General features: G+C 63.5%; 16 protein-coding genes. 15 read left to right on the top strand and 1 reads right to left on the bottom strand.

Annotated features, from left to right (window positions below; all coding sequences use genetic code 11):
• Positions 1–24: 24 nt before the first annotated feature.
• Positions 25–1,605, bottom strand: coding sequence for an ABC transporter substrate-binding protein (locus tag V6765_RS01710; protein WP_448425921.1), 1,581 nt, complete (start codon positions 1,603–1,605; stop codon positions 25–27).
• A 215-nt stretch (positions 1,606–1,820) separates the two neighbouring features.
• On the opposite strand from V6765_RS01710, the gene V6765_RS01705 reads away from it, so the two are divergent.
• The 15 genes from V6765_RS01705 (at position 1,821) to V6765_RS01635 (ending at position 15,644) form a co-directional block, all read left to right on the top strand.
• Positions 1,821–2,618, top strand: coding sequence for a helix-turn-helix domain-containing protein (locus V6765_RS01705; protein ID WP_448425919.1), 798 nt, complete (start codon positions 1,821–1,823; stop codon positions 2,616–2,618).
• Positions 2,619–2,877: 259 nt separating this feature from the next.
• Positions 2,878–3,690 carry an SDR family NAD(P)-dependent oxidoreductase gene (locus V6765_RS01700; RefSeq protein WP_448425917.1) on the top strand — a complete coding sequence of 271 codons (813 nt, stop codon included), beginning with the start codon at positions 2,878–2,880 and terminating at the stop codon, positions 3,688–3,690.
• A 72-nt stretch (positions 3,691–3,762) separates the two neighbouring features.
• Positions 3,763–5,052 carry an ABC transporter substrate-binding protein gene (locus tag V6765_RS01695; RefSeq protein WP_448425916.1) on the top strand — a complete coding sequence of 430 codons (1,290 nt, stop codon included), beginning with the start codon at positions 3,763–3,765 and terminating at the stop codon, positions 5,050–5,052.
• Between the two features lies 1 nt (position 5,053).
• Positions 5,054–5,803, top strand: a complete 750-nt coding sequence (locus V6765_RS01690) for an ABC transporter ATP-binding protein (protein ID WP_448425914.1) — start codon at positions 5,054–5,056, stop codon at positions 5,801–5,803.
• Positions 5,800–6,528, top strand: coding sequence for an ABC transporter ATP-binding protein (locus V6765_RS01685; protein WP_448425913.1), 729 nt, complete (start codon positions 5,800–5,802; stop codon positions 6,526–6,528). Before V6765_RS01690 ends, V6765_RS01685 begins: the two co-directional genes overlap by 4 nt.
• Entirely contained in the window at positions 6,515–7,372 is an 858-nt protein-coding gene (locus V6765_RS01680) for a branched-chain amino acid ABC transporter permease (protein WP_230719985.1), read from the top strand. Before V6765_RS01685 ends, V6765_RS01680 begins: the two co-directional genes overlap by 14 nt.
• A 3-nt stretch (positions 7,373–7,375) precedes the next feature.
• Positions 7,376–8,419, top strand: a complete 1,044-nt coding sequence (locus V6765_RS01675) for a branched-chain amino acid ABC transporter permease (protein WP_448425910.1) — start codon at positions 7,376–7,378, stop codon at positions 8,417–8,419.
• The gene (locus tag V6765_RS01670; RefSeq protein ID WP_448425908.1) at positions 8,416–9,435 is read left to right on the top strand and encodes a zinc-dependent alcohol dehydrogenase; all 1,020 of its coding nucleotides are present in this window, start codon (positions 8,416–8,418) and stop codon (positions 9,433–9,435) included. The genes V6765_RS01675 and V6765_RS01670 overlap by 4 nt, the downstream gene beginning before the upstream one ends.
• A gap of 10 nt (positions 9,436–9,445) precedes the next feature.
• Positions 9,446–10,243, top strand: a complete 798-nt coding sequence (locus tag V6765_RS01665) for an alpha/beta fold hydrolase (protein ID WP_448425906.1) — start codon at positions 9,446–9,448, stop codon at positions 10,241–10,243.
• Between the two features lie 11 nt (positions 10,244–10,254).
• Positions 10,255–11,475 (top strand): acyl-CoA dehydrogenase family protein, encoded by a 1,221-nt coding sequence (locus tag V6765_RS01660; protein WP_448425904.1) that lies wholly within the window; start codon positions 10,255–10,257, stop codon positions 11,473–11,475.
• Positions 11,476–11,533: 58 nt separating this feature from the next.
• On the top strand, positions 11,534–12,094 hold the full coding sequence (locus V6765_RS01655) for a flavin reductase family protein (protein WP_448425903.1): 561 nt from the start codon (positions 11,534–11,536) through the stop codon (positions 12,092–12,094).
• 219 nt (positions 12,095–12,313) lie between these two features.
• Positions 12,314–13,033, top strand: coding sequence for an ABC transporter ATP-binding protein (locus tag V6765_RS01650; RefSeq protein ID WP_448425901.1), 720 nt, complete (start codon positions 12,314–12,316; stop codon positions 13,031–13,033).
• Positions 13,030–13,743, top strand: a complete 714-nt coding sequence (locus V6765_RS01645; RefSeq protein ID WP_448425900.1) for an ABC transporter ATP-binding protein — start codon at positions 13,030–13,032, stop codon at positions 13,741–13,743. The genes V6765_RS01650 and V6765_RS01645 overlap by 4 nt, the downstream gene beginning before the upstream one ends.
• On the top strand, positions 13,740–14,603 hold the full coding sequence (locus V6765_RS01640; protein ID WP_448425898.1) for a branched-chain amino acid ABC transporter permease: 864 nt from the start codon (positions 13,740–13,742) through the stop codon (positions 14,601–14,603). Before V6765_RS01645 ends, V6765_RS01640 begins: the two co-directional genes overlap by 4 nt.
• A gap of 9 nt (positions 14,604–14,612) precedes the next feature.
• The gene (locus tag V6765_RS01635; RefSeq protein WP_448425896.1) at positions 14,613–15,644 is read left to right on the top strand and encodes a branched-chain amino acid ABC transporter permease; all 1,032 of its coding nucleotides are present in this window, start codon (positions 14,613–14,615) and stop codon (positions 15,642–15,644) included.
• The last annotated feature ends 3 nt before the right edge of the window (positions 15,645–15,647 follow it).

The raw sequence follows: 15,647 nt of genomic DNA, 5'->3' as shown, positions 1-15,647 counted from the left end.
CAGCGGCTTCCTCTATTTCTCGGATCAGGAAACGAGCCAGACGCGGCTGGCGATCTGTCCGTTGGACAGGTCGTTGCCGACATCATCGATCCAGCCCTGCATCTTCACCGAGCGGGCATTGAGGTAATTGTTGAACACCGGCAGGATGAGGCCGCTATTGTCGCGCACCATGATCGCCATCTGGCGGTAGAGCGCGCGGCGCTTGTCCTGATCGGTCTCGGCGCGGGCCTCGAGCAGCATCTTGTCGAATTCGGGGTCCTTGAAACGGGTGTCGTTCCAGGTCGAGGTCGAAAGCTGCGTCGTGGTGTAGCGGATATCCTGCGTCGCCCTTCCGCCCCAATAGGAAGCGCAGAACGGCTTCTTGTTCCACACATTCGACCAGTAACCGTCGGACGGCTCGCGCTGGAGCTGGATGTCAATGCCCGCTTCCTTGGCATTGGCCTGGAACAGCACGGACGCATCGACCGCGCCGGTGAAGGCGGCATCGGAGGTGCGCAGCAGGATCGGGCCTTCATGGCCGGACTTCTTGAAGTAGTGCGCCGCTTCCTCCGGATCGTAGGCGCGCTGAGGGATATCGGTCGGCGCCAGCGCATAGGCATCATTGACCGGATAGTCATTGCCGAGCGTGCCATAACCGCCGAGAACGGTGTTCAGCATCGCCTCGCGGTCGATGGCGAGCTTCAGCGCCATTCTGAGATCATTGTTGTCGAAGGGCGCGGTGTCGCCATGCATCAGGAAGGAATAGAAGCCCTTACCCTTGGTGCTGATCGTTTCGATATTCGGTGCCCGCGACAGCAAGGACATCGTCTTCGGGCTCAGCGTGTTGATAAAATGCACCTTGCCGGACGAAAGGGCGGCGATGCGGGCCGTGTTGTCGTTGATGACCAGAACCTCGACGCTGTCGACGAAGCCGCGATCCTCGTTCCAGTCATCCTCATTCTTCGAGAAGGTGATGCGGATGCCCGGCTCGAAGCTTTCCAGCTTGTAGGGGCCTGTGCCGATGGCGCTGTTGGGATCATCCATGCCGCCGTTCTTCTGGACCTGTAGGTGATAGTCGGTCAGCATCAGCGGCAGGTCGGCATTGCCATTCTTCAGCGTGATCACCAGATCGCCGCCGCTTTCCTCGATGGTCTCGATCTCTTCGAGAAGGCCGAGCGCTGCGGAGGTGGAATCCTTGTCGGAATGGCGGCGGAGCGTCTGGGCGGCATCGTTGACGGTGAACGGCGTGCCGTCATGAAAGCGCACATCCTTGCGCAGCTTGAAGGTCCAGGTCTTCGCGTCGTCGGAAGAGGTCCAGCTTTCGGCAAGGCTCGGCAGCGCTTCGCCGGACACCGGATCGGTGGTCACCAGCCGGTCGCCCCAGGTGAAGCCAACCAGGAACATGGTGCTGCCGGCATAGGTGCCGGGATCGAGAATATCGGTCGTCTGGCCGCCGTCGAGGCCGAGAACGAGATGACCGCCACGCTGCGGCTCTTCGGCCGCAAGGCTCTCGCGCGGGATCAGCAGACCGGAAGCGGTCGCCGCGAACCCGGCCGCGGCCGCGGAGGCAAGAAAGGCGCGACGGTTAAGGCCGGTCTGCGGAATGGAGGATTTCTTGTTGTTCATCTGGTTTCCCCTGTTTGTGAGCATTGCATTCGTGCCGCTGCAAGAAAGCGGCCATGATATTCTAAATTTGCCGTGGCGGAATGCCTAAAGGCGCAGTTGACGATACCGTCAAAGATCATGGGCGATGACATAAGCAGGTTGCGGAAGCCAGACAACTTCGCTTATTGAAGCGGTTTGACGCTATTTGACGCCATCAAGGCCAGGATCGAGACCCGATGACATCACGCGATAACAGTCACTTTGCGGCCAATCTGCGGTTCGCCTGCAATACTCGTCCGTCGATCACGGCGATCTGTCGCGAAATTGGTATCAACCGGCAGCAGTTCAATCGTTATCTCGCGGGTCAATCCCGCCCGTCGCCTTATAATACAGGGAAAATCGCACGCTATTTCGGTTTGAAACCGCAGGATTTCATGGCGTCGGAAAAACGGTTTCAGGAGACATTCAATGCGCCGGTCGACAGCGACGGGCCATTCTCTTTGCTGCGGAAAGGCTTTCCCGGCAATCTGCCGGAGTTGCGCCAGTATGTGGGCTATTACCAGCTTTTCCACCGAACGCTGTCATGGCCGGGAAAGATCGTCTGCAGCTGTGCCAGGATCGAGGAAAAGAACGGGCAGATCACGGTGAAGTCGATCGAGCGTATTCGTGACCGTGAATCCGAAATCCGGCAGTTTTCGAAATATAACGGACTGGCGGCATTCTGGCGCCAGCGGCTGTTCATCATCGAGCGCGGCGTGGGCGAGCATTCCTTCATTTGCCAGACGACCCTGATGCCGTTTGCCGAGCATCAGCGCACCTACCTGCACGGCATCACCACCGGCGTTTCATGGCGCCAGCAGAACGTCCCCTATTCCACGCGCATCATCTGGCGGGCAGTTGGCTCGAACCCGGACAAACGCCGGCTTTTGGAAGGCTGCGGCCTTGCGGACGAGAAATCGACAAGGCTGCCGCTGCCGGTCCGCCGCTATCTGAGCGGCGAAGGCGAATACCACAGGATCGTCGCTGCCCGGTAGACCCCGGTCGCCGTCGACCACGGCGGATGTCGCCTTGCGGCGTTCAATATAGCGGAAAGTTATATTTCCCGTTGTTTTCCGCATTTGACTTGATGCGGTTATGGCGGCGTTATGTGCGTGAGGAGCGCGACCCCGCCCGAGGGAGAAGGGTGGTCGCGAAACAGGAGGAGGTCGGTCCGGCGTCCCGGATCGATGATGGCTGCCCGCGCACAACGGGCGGTCTCCTGTTGTCATATCAGCAGGCAGGGAGGTTTTGATAATGCTGGAGCAGATGTTCGACGTGCGCGGTCAATCCGTGATCGTGACCGGCGGGGCCAGCGGCATCGGCCGCGCCTATGCCGAGATCATGGCCGCCCAGGGCGCGCGGGTCTGCATCTTCGATCTGGATCAGGCGGGCACCGAGAAGACCGTCAGCGAAATCAAGGCCACGGGCGGCGATGTCTGGGGTCTGAAGGTCGATGTCGCCGACCGTCCCGGACTGGCGGCGGCCTTCGATGAAGTGGCCGAAAAGCACGGCCGCATCGACACGGTCTACGCCAATGCCGGAATCGATCCGGGACCCGGCTTCATGACGCCCACGGGCGAGCGCAACCCCGACGGCGCGATCGAGAACATTCCCGACGAGCAGTGGGACCGGGGCATCGAGATCAACCTCACCTCGGTCTACAGCACGGTGAAGAATGCCGTGCGCCACATGAAGCCGAACGGCGGCGGGCAGATCATCGTGACCTCGTCGATCGCCTCGGAAATCAACGAAAGCATCGTCGGAACATCCTACATGCCGGCCAAGGCTGCGGTGAATCATTTCGTCCGCCACATGGCGATGGAGCTCGGCGCTTACGGCATCCGCGTCAACGCGATCCTGCCGGGCCCATTCATCACCAATATCGCCAGCGGCCGGCTGCGCAACAAGGAAGACCGCGCCGCGTTCGAGGCGCAGTCCCTGATCGGACGGATCGGCGATGTGGAGGACATCAAGGGGCTGGCCCTGCTGCTGGCCTCGTCGGCCGGGTCCTACATGACCGGCTCGCTGGTGGTCATCGATGGCGGATCGCTGATCCGCATGACGTGACAGGCAAATGGGCGCGCGGCCTGCCAGGGAGCGGCGGGCGATGCGCCAATCAATAGGGAGAGGAGAACAGAAATGGCTTACATCAATAAACTGATCCGGCCTACCCGCCGCGGCGTGCTGCGCGGCATGGGCGCCGGCCTTGCGGCGAGCGTTCTGGGGGCACCGGCGGTGCTGCGCGCCCAGACGGCGGGCAAGATCCGCATGGGTTATATCACGCCCGAAACCGGGCCGCTTGGCCTGTTCGGGGAAACCGACGGCTATACCGTTCAGAAAATCCGCGAGGCGCTGGGCGGAAGGCTGCAATCGGCCAATGGCGATGTCTACGAGCTCGAAATCCTCGAGCGTGATAGCCAGTCGAACCCGAACAAGGCCGCCGAAATCGCCGGCGACCTGATCCTGAACGACGAAGTGCATCTTCTGGTGCCGGCGTCGACCACCGATACCATCCTGCCGGCCATGGAGCAGGCCGAGCTTTACGAGACGCCGTCGATCTCGGCGGGCGCGCCCTGGCAGGCCGTGATCATGCCGCGCGGCGGCGGCGAATTCGATTGGACCTACCATTTCTTCTGGGGTCTGGACGAGGCGCTGAACACGTTTGTCGGCCTGTGGAACGGGCTTGAGACCAACCGCAAGGTCGGCATGCTGTTTCCGCAGAACATCGACGGCGAGACCTGGGGCAATGAGGAATACGGCCTGCCCGTGCCGACCCGCGCCGCGGGCTACGAGGTCACCATCCCCGGCTATTTCCAGCCGCGCACCAACGACTTCTCGGCGCAGATCGCAACGTTCAAGCAGGCCGGCTGCGATATCATCGGCGGCATCACCTATCCGGACGATCTGAAGACTTTCGTGACCCAGTGCAACCAGCAGGGCTTCAAGCCGAAGGCGGTGACCGTGGCGGCGGCGCTGCTGTTCCCGGGCAGCGTCGAGGCGATGGGGCCGCTTGGCAACGGCATGACGACCGAAGTGTGGTGGACGCCGGCCTTCCCCTTCAAGTCGTCGATTACCGGCCAGACCAGCCGGGAGATCGCCGATCAGTGGGAAAGCGAGCAGAACCGCCAGTGGACGCAGCCGCTCGGCTATTCGCACAGCGTTCTGGAAGTGGCGATCGACGTGCTCAAGCGTTCGGCCGATCCCCTGGATCGCGAGGCCAATCGCGAGGCGCTGGCGGCGACCGATCTCGACACCGTGGTCGGCCATATCAACTTTTCGGGCCAGCCGCACAAGAATGTCTGCACCACGCCGATCTTTGGCGGCCAGTGGGTCAAGGGCGAGAAATGGCCTTACGACCTCAAGATCGTGGACAACAGCGTCAACCAATTGTTCGAGCCGCAGCAGAAGATCGTGGCGCTGAACTGGTAGGATGCAGATGCAACAGCCAAAAGGCGAACGCCAACGGCTTCTTCAGGCCCGGAACGTATCGAAAAGCTTCGGTGCGTTCCGGGTGCTGCACGATGTCGACTTTGATGTCTATCGCGGCGAAGTGCTGGGAATCCTCGGCCCCAACGGCGCCGGCAAGACTACGCTGTTCAACATGATCAGCGGCGATCTGAAGCCATCCGGCGGAGAGATCAGGCTGGGGGAGGTTCTGCTGAAGGGCGAGCCGCCCCACCGTCGCTGCCAGATGGGGATCGGCCGGACCTACCAGATTCCACAGCCCTATTCGGGAATGACGACCTTCGAAAACCTGCTCGTCGCCTCGGCCTTCGGCGGCGGCAGGTCCGAGGCCGAGAGCTATGATTTTTGCGCGCAGGTGCTGCGTGATTGCGAATTGCTGAACAAGGCCAATGCCCTGGCCGGGTCCCTGCCGCTTCTCGATCGCAAGCGGCTGGAGCTTGCCCGGGCGCTGGCCTCGGGACCCAAGCTTTTGTTGCTGGACGAAATCGCCGGCGGGCTGACCGACGAGGAATCGAAGGAGCTCGTCGCCCTCATTGCGCAGATCCGCGATCGCGGCGTCACCATCATCTGGATCGAGCATGTTCTGCATGCGCTGATGGCGGTGGCGGACCGGCTTCTGGTGCTGAATTTCGGCGAGAAAATCGCGGAAGGCGACCCCAAGGCCGTGATCGCCAACCCCGATGTCATGCGGGTTTACATGGGGGTCGAGGCATGACGGAATTATTGTCAACACATGGCCTTGTCGCCCGCTACGGCGATTTTCAGGCGCTCTACGATGTCGATGTCGCCATCGATGAAGGCGAGATCATCGCGCTGATCGGCGCCAACGGGGCCGGCAAGTCGACCTTCCTGCGGGCGGTCATGGGGCTGTTGCCGGTGAAACCGGACATGGTGAGCCTCGACGGTCGGCCCATCGGCGGCACGCCCACCGACCAGATGGTGCAGAAAGGGGTCGCCATCGTGCCCGAGGGGCGGCGGCTGTTCACCGGCATGTCCGTCAACGACAATCTGCGGGTTGCCATGGACCAGGTCGGCAGCAAGGGCCGCGAGGGCGGCTGGACGCTGGACAGGGTGCAGAAGCTCTTTCCCATTCTGGAGGAGAAGGGCCGCGTGGCCGTTCAAAACCTCTCCGGCGGCCAGCAGCAGATGGTCTCGATCGGCCGTGCATTGCTGTGCCAGCCGCGCCTGCTCTTGTGCGACGAGATCAGTCTCGGCCTCGCGCCCAAGGTCATCCGCGAAATCTATGCCGTCCTGCCCGAAATCAGGGCGCAGGGGACGTCGATCGTGCTGGTCGAGCAGGATGTCGGGCTGGCGAAGAGCGCCTCCGACCGGCTCTATTGCATGCTCGAAGGGCGCGTGACGCTGAGCGGACGTTCCGGCGAGGTCACGCGCGAACAGATCAGTGAAGCCTATTTCGGGGGTGGCCATGCAGTGGTTTGACGCACTTGTACAGGGCATCCTGCTGGGCGGGATGTATGCGCAATATGCGCTGGGAATGGCCTTGATGTTCGGGGTCATGCGGATCGTGAATGTCAGCCATGGCGATCTGGTGATCCTGCTTTCGCTGATCGGCATTTCGCTGGCCTCGGCCTTCGGGCTGGGACCGTTCACGGTGATGGCGGCGCTGGTGCCGCTGGCGGTGGCCATGGGCTGGCTTCTCCAGCGCGCGGTGCTGAACCGGGTGGTGGGCGAAGACCCGCTGCCGTCGCTGATCGCGACCTTCGGCCTGTCGCTGGCGCTGCAGAACCTGATGCTGCAGATCTGGTCGGCCAACAGCCGCTCGCTGCCGGGCGGCGGGATTGAAAGCCAGTCGATCCAGATCGGCGGCATCTATATCGGCCTTCTGCCGGTGCTCGTCCTGCTGGTTGCGGCGGGCCTGACACTGGCGCTCGACCTGATGCTGAAGCGCATGCGTTTCGGCCGGGCGCTGCGTGCCGCCGCCGCGGATGTCGAGGCCGCGTCGATGACCGGGGTCAACGCCAAAACCGTCTATGCCACGGCAACCGCAATCGCGGTCGGCATCCTCGGCTTTGCGGCCGTGTTTCAGGCGCTGCGGTCGACGGTTGCGCCCGCCGATGGCGGCGCGCAGCTGATCTATGCTTTTGAGGCCGTGATCATCGGCGGCATGGGTTCGGTCTGGGGCGCGTTTGCCGGCTCGATGGTGCTGGGCATCGCCCAGGCGGTCGGTTTCCGCCTGGATCCGGGCTTCGGCGTTCTGGCCGGCCATCTCGTCTTCCTGCTGATTCTAGCCGTGCGCCCTCAGGGCCTGTTCGGGAGAGCGTGAACCATGACTTCTCATTCGATTTCATCCAGTGCGGGCGCGGCGCCGATCGAGATGAAGGTCCGGCGGCAGACCCTCTCCGGGATCATCGCGCTCAGCCTGTTCGTGTTCGCCCTGGTGGCGCTCGCGGCCATGCCGTGGTGGGCCAAGACCGGCACGATCCGCATGGTGCTCGAACTGTGCTGCTACATTCTGGCGGCGCAGATGTGGAACCTGCTCGCCGGCTATGCCGGGCTGGTTTCGGTCGGCCAGCAGGCGTTCATGGGCGCGGCTGGCTACGCGCTGTTCGTCATGGCGCAGACATTCGGCATCAACCCGTTCCTCGCCATCGGCCTCTCGCTGCTGGCGCCCGCCGTGCTGGCCGTTCCCTGCTACATGCTGCTGCACCGGCTGGACGGGCCCTATTTTGCCATCGGCACATGGGTGGTGGCCGAGGTGTTCCGTCTCGTGGCCTCCAATCTTGGATGGGTCAATGCCGGGGCCGGCATGTCCCTGGGCGTGATGCGCGACTATTCCACCTTCGAGCGCAACATCGCCATGTCGCTTCTCTGCGCGCTGATGATCCTCGTCGCCATCGGCGGCGGCTACTGGTTCCTGCGCTCGCGCTTCGGCCTCGCGCTGATCGCCATGCGGGACAACCCGGTGGCGGCGGCAAGCCAGGGCGTCAATGTCCGCCGTCTGCGGTTCATGGTCTATGTCGCCGCAGCCGTGGGATGCGGTCTGGCGGGGTCGGTCTATTTCATGGCGCAATTGCGCATCAACCCCGCCTCGGCCTTTGATCCGATGTGGTCCAATGTCGCGATCTTCATCGTGATGATTGGCGGCATCGGCACGATCGAAGGCGTTCTGATCGGCGCGCTCATCTACTTCATCGCGGATCGTTATTTCGGCGAATACGGCGCGAGCTACTTCATCGTGCTCGGCGTGATGACCGTGCTGGTCGCGCTCTATGCCCGCACCGGCATCTGGGGGATGATCTCCAAGCGCTGGGACGCGCCATGGTTTCCGATCCGTCGCCATCTGATTGTCGAGAAGGAGGAGAGCCCATGAAGGCCATCATCTTCGACAAGGTCGGTCAGCCGCTGCGCGTCGGCGACAGGCCCGATCCGACGCCGGCGCCCGACGAAGTCGTGATCAGGGTCGCCGCCTGCGGCATCTGCGGCAGCGACCTGCATATGAGCGTCGATCCCGAGCCCTTCGGCATTGCCGGCGATTTCGTGCTCGGCCATGAAATCGCGGGCGAGGTGGTGGCAACCGGCGGCGGCGTCGATACGCTGAAGGCGGGCGATCTGGTTGCCGTGGTGCCGATGCGCGGTTGCGGGCACTGCCCGCGTTGTCTTGCCGGCGATCCGGCGCGCTGCCCGGACATGACGCTGATCGGCGGCGGCTATGCGGACTATGTCTGCGTCGCCGCCCGCCAGTGCCGCGTGCTTCCGGACGGCGTTGCGGCAAGCGACGCCGCGCTCGCCGAGCCGCTTTCGGTGGCGCTACATTGCATCGTCCGCTCGGGCATGAAGCCGGGTGATCGCGTCGCCATTCTCGGCGCTGGCCCCATCGGTCTGCTGGTGGCGTTCTGGGCGCGGCGGCTGGGGGCTGCAAGCGTGGTGATGGCCGATCTCTACGATCATCAGGCCGAACGCGCCCGCGCGCTTGGCGCGACGGGCTTTGCGCTTTCAGGCGCGGGTCTTTCTGAAAACCTGAGCGATCAGTGCGGCGGCCCGCCCGATATCGTCTTCGAATGCGTCGGCAAGCCCGGCCTGTTGCAGGCGTCCGTCGAGGCCGTGCGGCTGCAGGGCAAGGTGATCGGCGTCGGGCTTTGCGTCGGCGGCGATGAATGGGACCCGTTCGTGGCGCTCTCCAAGGAGATCGACCTGATCTTTTCGGCCTTTTTCCACCAGGGCAATGAATTCGGCGTGGCGCTCGACGCGCTCGCCAAGGGAGCCGTGGTCGCGCCGCAGGCGATCATCACCGACCGCATCGGGCTTTCGCCCGTGCCCCAGGTCTTCGAAGGCCTGCGCCGGCGCACGACGCAATGCAAGGTGCTGATCCAGCCCGAACTTGTCTGAAGGAGAAGATATGACTGTTCAGTTCGAGACATCAGAATACGAGATCGGTGGTGTTCACACCGTGGTGAAGGCCATCGGCAAGGGCAAGCCGGTGCTGTTCCTGCATGGCGCGGCGACGCTGGAAGGCTTCGATTTCGCTGAAGGGCTTGCCGACCGGTTTCGGGTCTATTGCCCGAGCCATCCCGGCATGGGCTATTCCGGCGACGCGCCCCATATTTCAGGGTCGATGGATATCATCATCCATTATCTCAACCTGCTTGATGCGATGGACCTTCCCGAAAAGCCGCACCTGATCGGTTTCTCGATGGGCGGTTGGCTCGCCACCGAAATGGCGGCCGTTGCCGGCGACCGGTTCGACCGCATCGTGCTGCTCGCGCCGGCCGGCCTCAACGATCCCGACCACCCCGCGACCGATCTCGGATCGATCGCGCCGCAGGACCTTCCGGGCTTTCTGGCGCACGACCCCAAGGTGGCGCTGCGCTATTTCCCCGATGGGTCCGATGCCGGCTTTGCCGAAAAATTCGGCGCCGATCGCGCCCGCGAGGGCGAAACCGTCGGGCGGATCTGCGCGCCCTTCGGCATGGGGCACCCCAATCTCAGCCGCATGCTCGCCCGGATAGCCAATCCGGCGCTGGTGGCCTGGGGCGAGGAGGACAGGCTTCTACCGGCAAGCCAGATGCCCTTGTGGGTGGAGCAATTGCCGAACGGCCAGGCTCTGTTGATCGAGGGCGCCGGCCATCTGCTGCTTCAGGAGCAGCCCGATAGCGTGACAAAAATCGGCGATTTTCTCGCCGGACAAACACCGTAGGAGGAGATGACATGAACAAACATGTGAAGCCCGGATACTGGGGCGACAGCGTCGATTATCGCGACGTCCTGAAAAAGATCGAGGAAATCGGCCCGACGCTCGAAGCCAATGCGCCGGCCGACGAGGAAGCGGGCGAACTGACGAAGGAAAGCTTCGAGGCGCTGAAGCCGCTGCGCTTCTCGCATCTGATGGCAACGGAAGAGCTTGGCGGCGCGCAGATGCGCCCGACCGAGGTTCTGCAACTGATCGAGGCGGTGACCTGGTGGTCGGGCTCGGCCGGCTGGGTGTCGATGGTGCATTGCTGCATCGGCGCGATGTCGGCGGCTTTCCTGCCCGACAGCGCGGTCGAACGCCTGTTCGAGCCCGGCAGCGACAACCGCTTCTCGGGGCAGGGCGCGCCGCTCGGTATGCTCAAGAAGGTCGATGGCGGTTACGAGCTGACCGGCAAGTGGAGTTACGGCTCGGGCTTCAGCCATGCGACCTGGTCGCATTCGGCCTGCTTCGTCGATGACGGCAATGGCAAGCCGGCCAAGGATGCCGAGGGCAACGTCATCGTCATGTGCGCCCACGCGCCGATCGGCGAGCATGAACAGCTCGGCAACTGGGACGTGCTCGGCCTCAAGGGCACCGGTTCGATCGACTATTCCGCCAAGGATGTGTTCATTCCCGATGATCTGGTGTTCCCGATCCTGTCGGCGCCGCCGCAGCGCCTGAAGGAGCTGTTCAGCCTCGGCATCGTCGGTCTTGCATCGATCGGTCACACCGGCTGGGCCATGGGCACCGGCCGGCGGATGCTGGACGAAATCGCCAAATTCGCCCGCAGCAAGTCCGGCCGCGCCGGCATGCTCGGGGAAAGCGAGAAGTTCTGGTACGACTACGGTCGCGCGGAAGCCAATTATCGCGCCGCGCGCGCCTTCGTCATGGAAGTCTGGGGCGATATCGAGGCCAGCGCCGAGGCGGGCAAGATGATGACCACCCGTCAGGTCAGCCTTGTTCATCTGGCCAAGGCCCAGATCCACGAAGTCGGCGTCGATGTCTGCAACTTCGCTTACCGCGCATCCGGCGGGGCGGGGCTCCGTGCGGGCGTGATCCAGCGCACCCTTCGCGACATGATGGTGGCGGCGAACCACTTCACCATCGCGCCGTCGATCGTGACCTCCGCCGGCCGCGAGATCGGCGGGCTCTGGTCCGATCGGACCTGGCAGTTCTACGATCTGATCGAGAAGAAATAATCAAAGGCCGGGGCGCGCTGTCGTGCCCCGGCCAAACAGACTGCCGGAGTTATGCCTGATGCCTGAACACCATACCGTCGCCGAAGCCTTTCGCGAGGCTTTCCGTTGCCACCCAGCGGGCGTCGCGGTGATCACCGCCGATCCCGGCGATCAGCCGGTGGCGATGACCGTGTCCTCGCTGATTTCCGTCAGTGGGTCGCCGCCGACCATCGCCTTTTCGCTTTCGGCGCGTTCGCGCTCCACGGCAACGGTGTTGCAGGCGGAAACCGTGGTTACCCATATGCTGCGCTATCCGGATCTGGAACTGGCGCGGCTTGGCGCGACGCCCGGCGCCGACCGCTTCGGTCCGGGCATCGCCTGGACGCGGCTTCCGACCGGCGAACCGCGTTACACCAATGTGTCGACATGGTTTAGGGCGCGCATCAGCGGCACGCTGGCGGTCGAGGGGGCAACGCTGGTGGCTGCGGAACTCCTCGAAGGGGCGACCGCCGATCTCGCCGCGCCCGAACGCGAATCGCTGGTCTATCTGGATCGCCGCTGGCACCGGCTGCGCGAGGACAGCAGCGGGGTGGCGAGCCTCGCTTTGCTGGACGAGGAATATCGCGACGTTTTCCGCTGATCCGTTCACGGCGGAAGTGCCGGAACCCGGATAGTATAACCCGGAGCGATATTTTGACGAAGCTATCCGATCACGCTGCCCGTCATGCCGGGCTAAGATAGGGTCGACGGCGGATTACGCAGAACGGTTCGGGAAAACCGGTCTGCAGGCCGAAAATTGCGAGGAGGCGGACTGTTTCGGGGAAGCCCCGAGGGTGGTCCGCAAGGGGAGAGAACAATTATGGCAGTCCTTTCCGTAAAGGGAATGTCGAAAAGCTTCGGCTCGCTGAAGGTCGCTGACAATGTCAGTTTCGATCTGGCCGCCGGCGAGGCCTTGGGCATTATCGGGCCGAACGGCGCGGGAAAGTCCACGCTTTTCAACCTCATTACCGGCAATCTCAAGCCGGACAGCGGGCAGGTGATGCTCGACGGGCGCGACGTCACCCGCGAAACCCCGATGCAGCGCTGCGCCAGCGGCATTGGCCGGTCGTTCCAGATCCCGCAGCCTTTCGGCCATCTCTCTGTCTATGAAAACCTGCTTGTAGCGGCGCGGTTCGGCGGTTCGGTCAAGGCTTCCGAAGCGCCGGATTTCTGCATGGAGCTTCTCACCCGCACGGGGCTCGATCATCTGGCCACGCAAAAGGCCGGGGCGCTGCCGCTTCTCAGCCGCAAGCGGCTGGAACTGGCGCGCGCGCTTTCCACCCGGCCGCACGTGATCCTGCTGGACGAGATCGCGGGCGGGCTGACCGATGGCGAATGCGGCGAACTGGTGTCGACGATCCGCGCCATTCACGCCGAGGGCATGGCGATCATCTGGATCGAGCACGTGCTGCATGCGCTGAACGCGGTCGTGTCCCGGCTGATGGTGCTGAACTTCGGAGAGGTTCTGATGGACGGCAAGCCGGACGCGGTCATGGCCGCGCCGAAGGTGCGCGAAATCTATCTGGGGATCGAGGCATGAGCGCGCTATTGGAAATTCGCGACCTGACGGCGCATTACGGCGACTTTCAGGCCCTGTTCGGCGTCGACCTGACGCTGAAGCACGGCGAGGCGCTGGCCATCATCGGCGCGAACGGCGCCGGCAAGACCACGCTGATGCGCGCCATCACCGGGATCGCGAAGGTAACGGCGGGCACGGTCGCTCTCGACGGAAAGCGCATCGACCGGCTGGCCGCGCCCGACATCCTACGCGCCGGTATCAGCATGATGCCGGAGGGGCGCTGCCTGTTCCCCAGTCTGAGCGTCGAGGAAAACCTCGAGATCGGGGCCCACGCCCGCAAGGGCAACGCATACTGGAACCTGTCGCGCGTCTTCGAACTGTTTCCGGTTCTGGCGGAACGCCGCAGCCAGCCGGCGACCGCGCTTTCGGGCGGCCAGCAACAGATGGTGGCGCTCGGGCGGGCATTGATGTCTAACCCGGCGGTATTGCTTTGCGATGAACTGAGCCTTGGGCTCGCCCCCGTCGTCATCCGCGAAATCTACGCCTCCTTCCCGAAGATCCGCGAAAGCGGCACGGCGATCATCGTCGTCGAGCAGGATATCGGCCAGGCGCTGGCGATCGCCGATGTCGTCCATTGCATGATGGAAGGCCGCATCACCCTGTCGGGGCATCCTTCGGAATTGTCGCGCGAGGCCATCCACGACGCCTATTTCGGAGTAAGTCACGCATGATCTGGTTGGATACGCTCGTTCAGGGCCTTTTGCTTGGCGGTCTTTACGCCCTGTTTGCCGCCGGGCTGAGCCTTGTCTTCGGCATTATGCGGCTGGTCAATCTCGCCCATGGCGATCTGATCGTGCTGGCCGCCTATCTGATCCTCGGCATCGGCACGGTGATGGGGCTGAACCCGTTCGTGGCCGCGCTGATCGCCATGCCGATCATGTTCGCGCTTGGCTATGTGCTGCAGATCGCGCTTTTGAACCGGGTGCTGGGCGAGGATATCCTGCCGCCGCTTCTCGTCACGTTCGGACTGTCGATCGTCATCCAGAACGCGCTGCTGCAGCAGTTTACAGCCGACAGCCGCAAGCTGCCGGTCGGGCCCATCGAGGCCGAGTCGGTCTATCTCGGCACGATGAATATCGGCGTCATGCCGCTGATCACCTTTGCCTCGGCCATTCTCGTCATCCTCGGGCTGAACTGGATCTTCTACCGCACGGCGCTTGGCCGGGCGTTCCGTGCGACCTCGGACGATCCGGTGACGGCGCAGCTCATGGGCATCCGTCCGCAGCGGGTTTTCGCGGTCGCGACCGGCATTGCGATGGTGGTAGCCACGATCGCCGCGCTCTATCTCGGCGCAAGGGCCAATTTCGACCCGTCGATCGGGCCCGCGCGTCTGCTCTATGCCTTCGAGGCGGTCATTATCGGTGGACTCGGAAGTCTGTGGGGAACGCTGATCGGCGGGTTGATCATCGGCGTGGCGCAGGCGTTCGGCGCCGCCATCAATCCGCAATGGCAAATTCTGGCGGGCCATGTCGCCTTTGTCGTCGTGCTGCTCGTGCGGCCGCGCGGGCTGTTCCCGCGCGCATATGATTGAGGACCGGCCATGAGAAACGCGTTTGAACTTCTTTTCTCCGCCGTCATCATCGTCGTTCTGGCGATCATTCCGCTGTTCGGCATGCGCGCCCTGGTGCAGGACCTGTTCATGGTGCTGTGCCTGCTGGTTCTGGCGCTCAACTGGAACATGCTGGCGGGCTTTGCCGGGCTGGTGTCGGTCGGCCAGCAGCTTTTCGTCGGCGTCGGGGCCTATTCGATGTTCGCCGCCGCGATCCTCTGGGGGATCGACCCGCTGACAGGCATTCTGATCGGCGGACTGGTGGCCATGGCGCTCTCGGTCCCGGTCGCCTTCTTCACCTTCCGTCTCTACGGCGCCTATTTCGCGATCGGCACATGGGCCGTCGCCGAAATCGCGCGGCTGTCCTTCAGCCAGTGGCGAGCACTTGGCGGGGGAACGGGCACCGCGCTGCCCAGGGGTGCCGCGCGCGAAATGCCGGGCGTGCAGGCCTTGCGCGACCTTCTCGACATTTCGGGCGCGGCAGCCGTGGATGTGCTGACCTACTGGCTTGCTCTCGGGCTGGTCGTCGTCATGCTCGCCGCAAGCTGGCTGTTCCTGCGCTCGCGCATGGGGCTCGGCCTGCAGGCGATGCGCGACAATACGATTGCCGCGCGCTCCGTCGGCGTCGATCCGCTGCGCCTCAAGGCGCTGGTTTTCATGCTCACCGCCTTCGGAACCGGGCTTTGCGGCGGGCTGATCTTTCTCCAGACCGGCCGGATCGCGCCCGATGCCGCCTTTTCGGTGATCGATTGGACCGCCTTCGTGATCTTCATCGTCGTCATCGGCGGGATCGGCACGCTGCCGGGTCCGATCATCGGGGTGCTGGTCTTCTACGGGCTCCAGCGCCTGCTGTCGGACTATGGAACCGTCTATCTGATCATTCTGGGAATAATCGGCATTGCCATCATGCTGTTCGAAAGACGAGGACTGTGGGGGGGCGTCGTGCAGAAAACCGGCTTCGACTTCCTGCCGCTCGAACATCTTCCGCCGAAATCCGGCCCGCGCAATCGCAAAATTACATGACCC

It is taken from the genome of Martelella sp. FOR1707 (genome assembly GCF_053484265.1).
The sequence above is the reverse complement of the archived record's forward strand: the minus strand, read 5'-3'. Positions and strand labels throughout refer to the sequence as shown.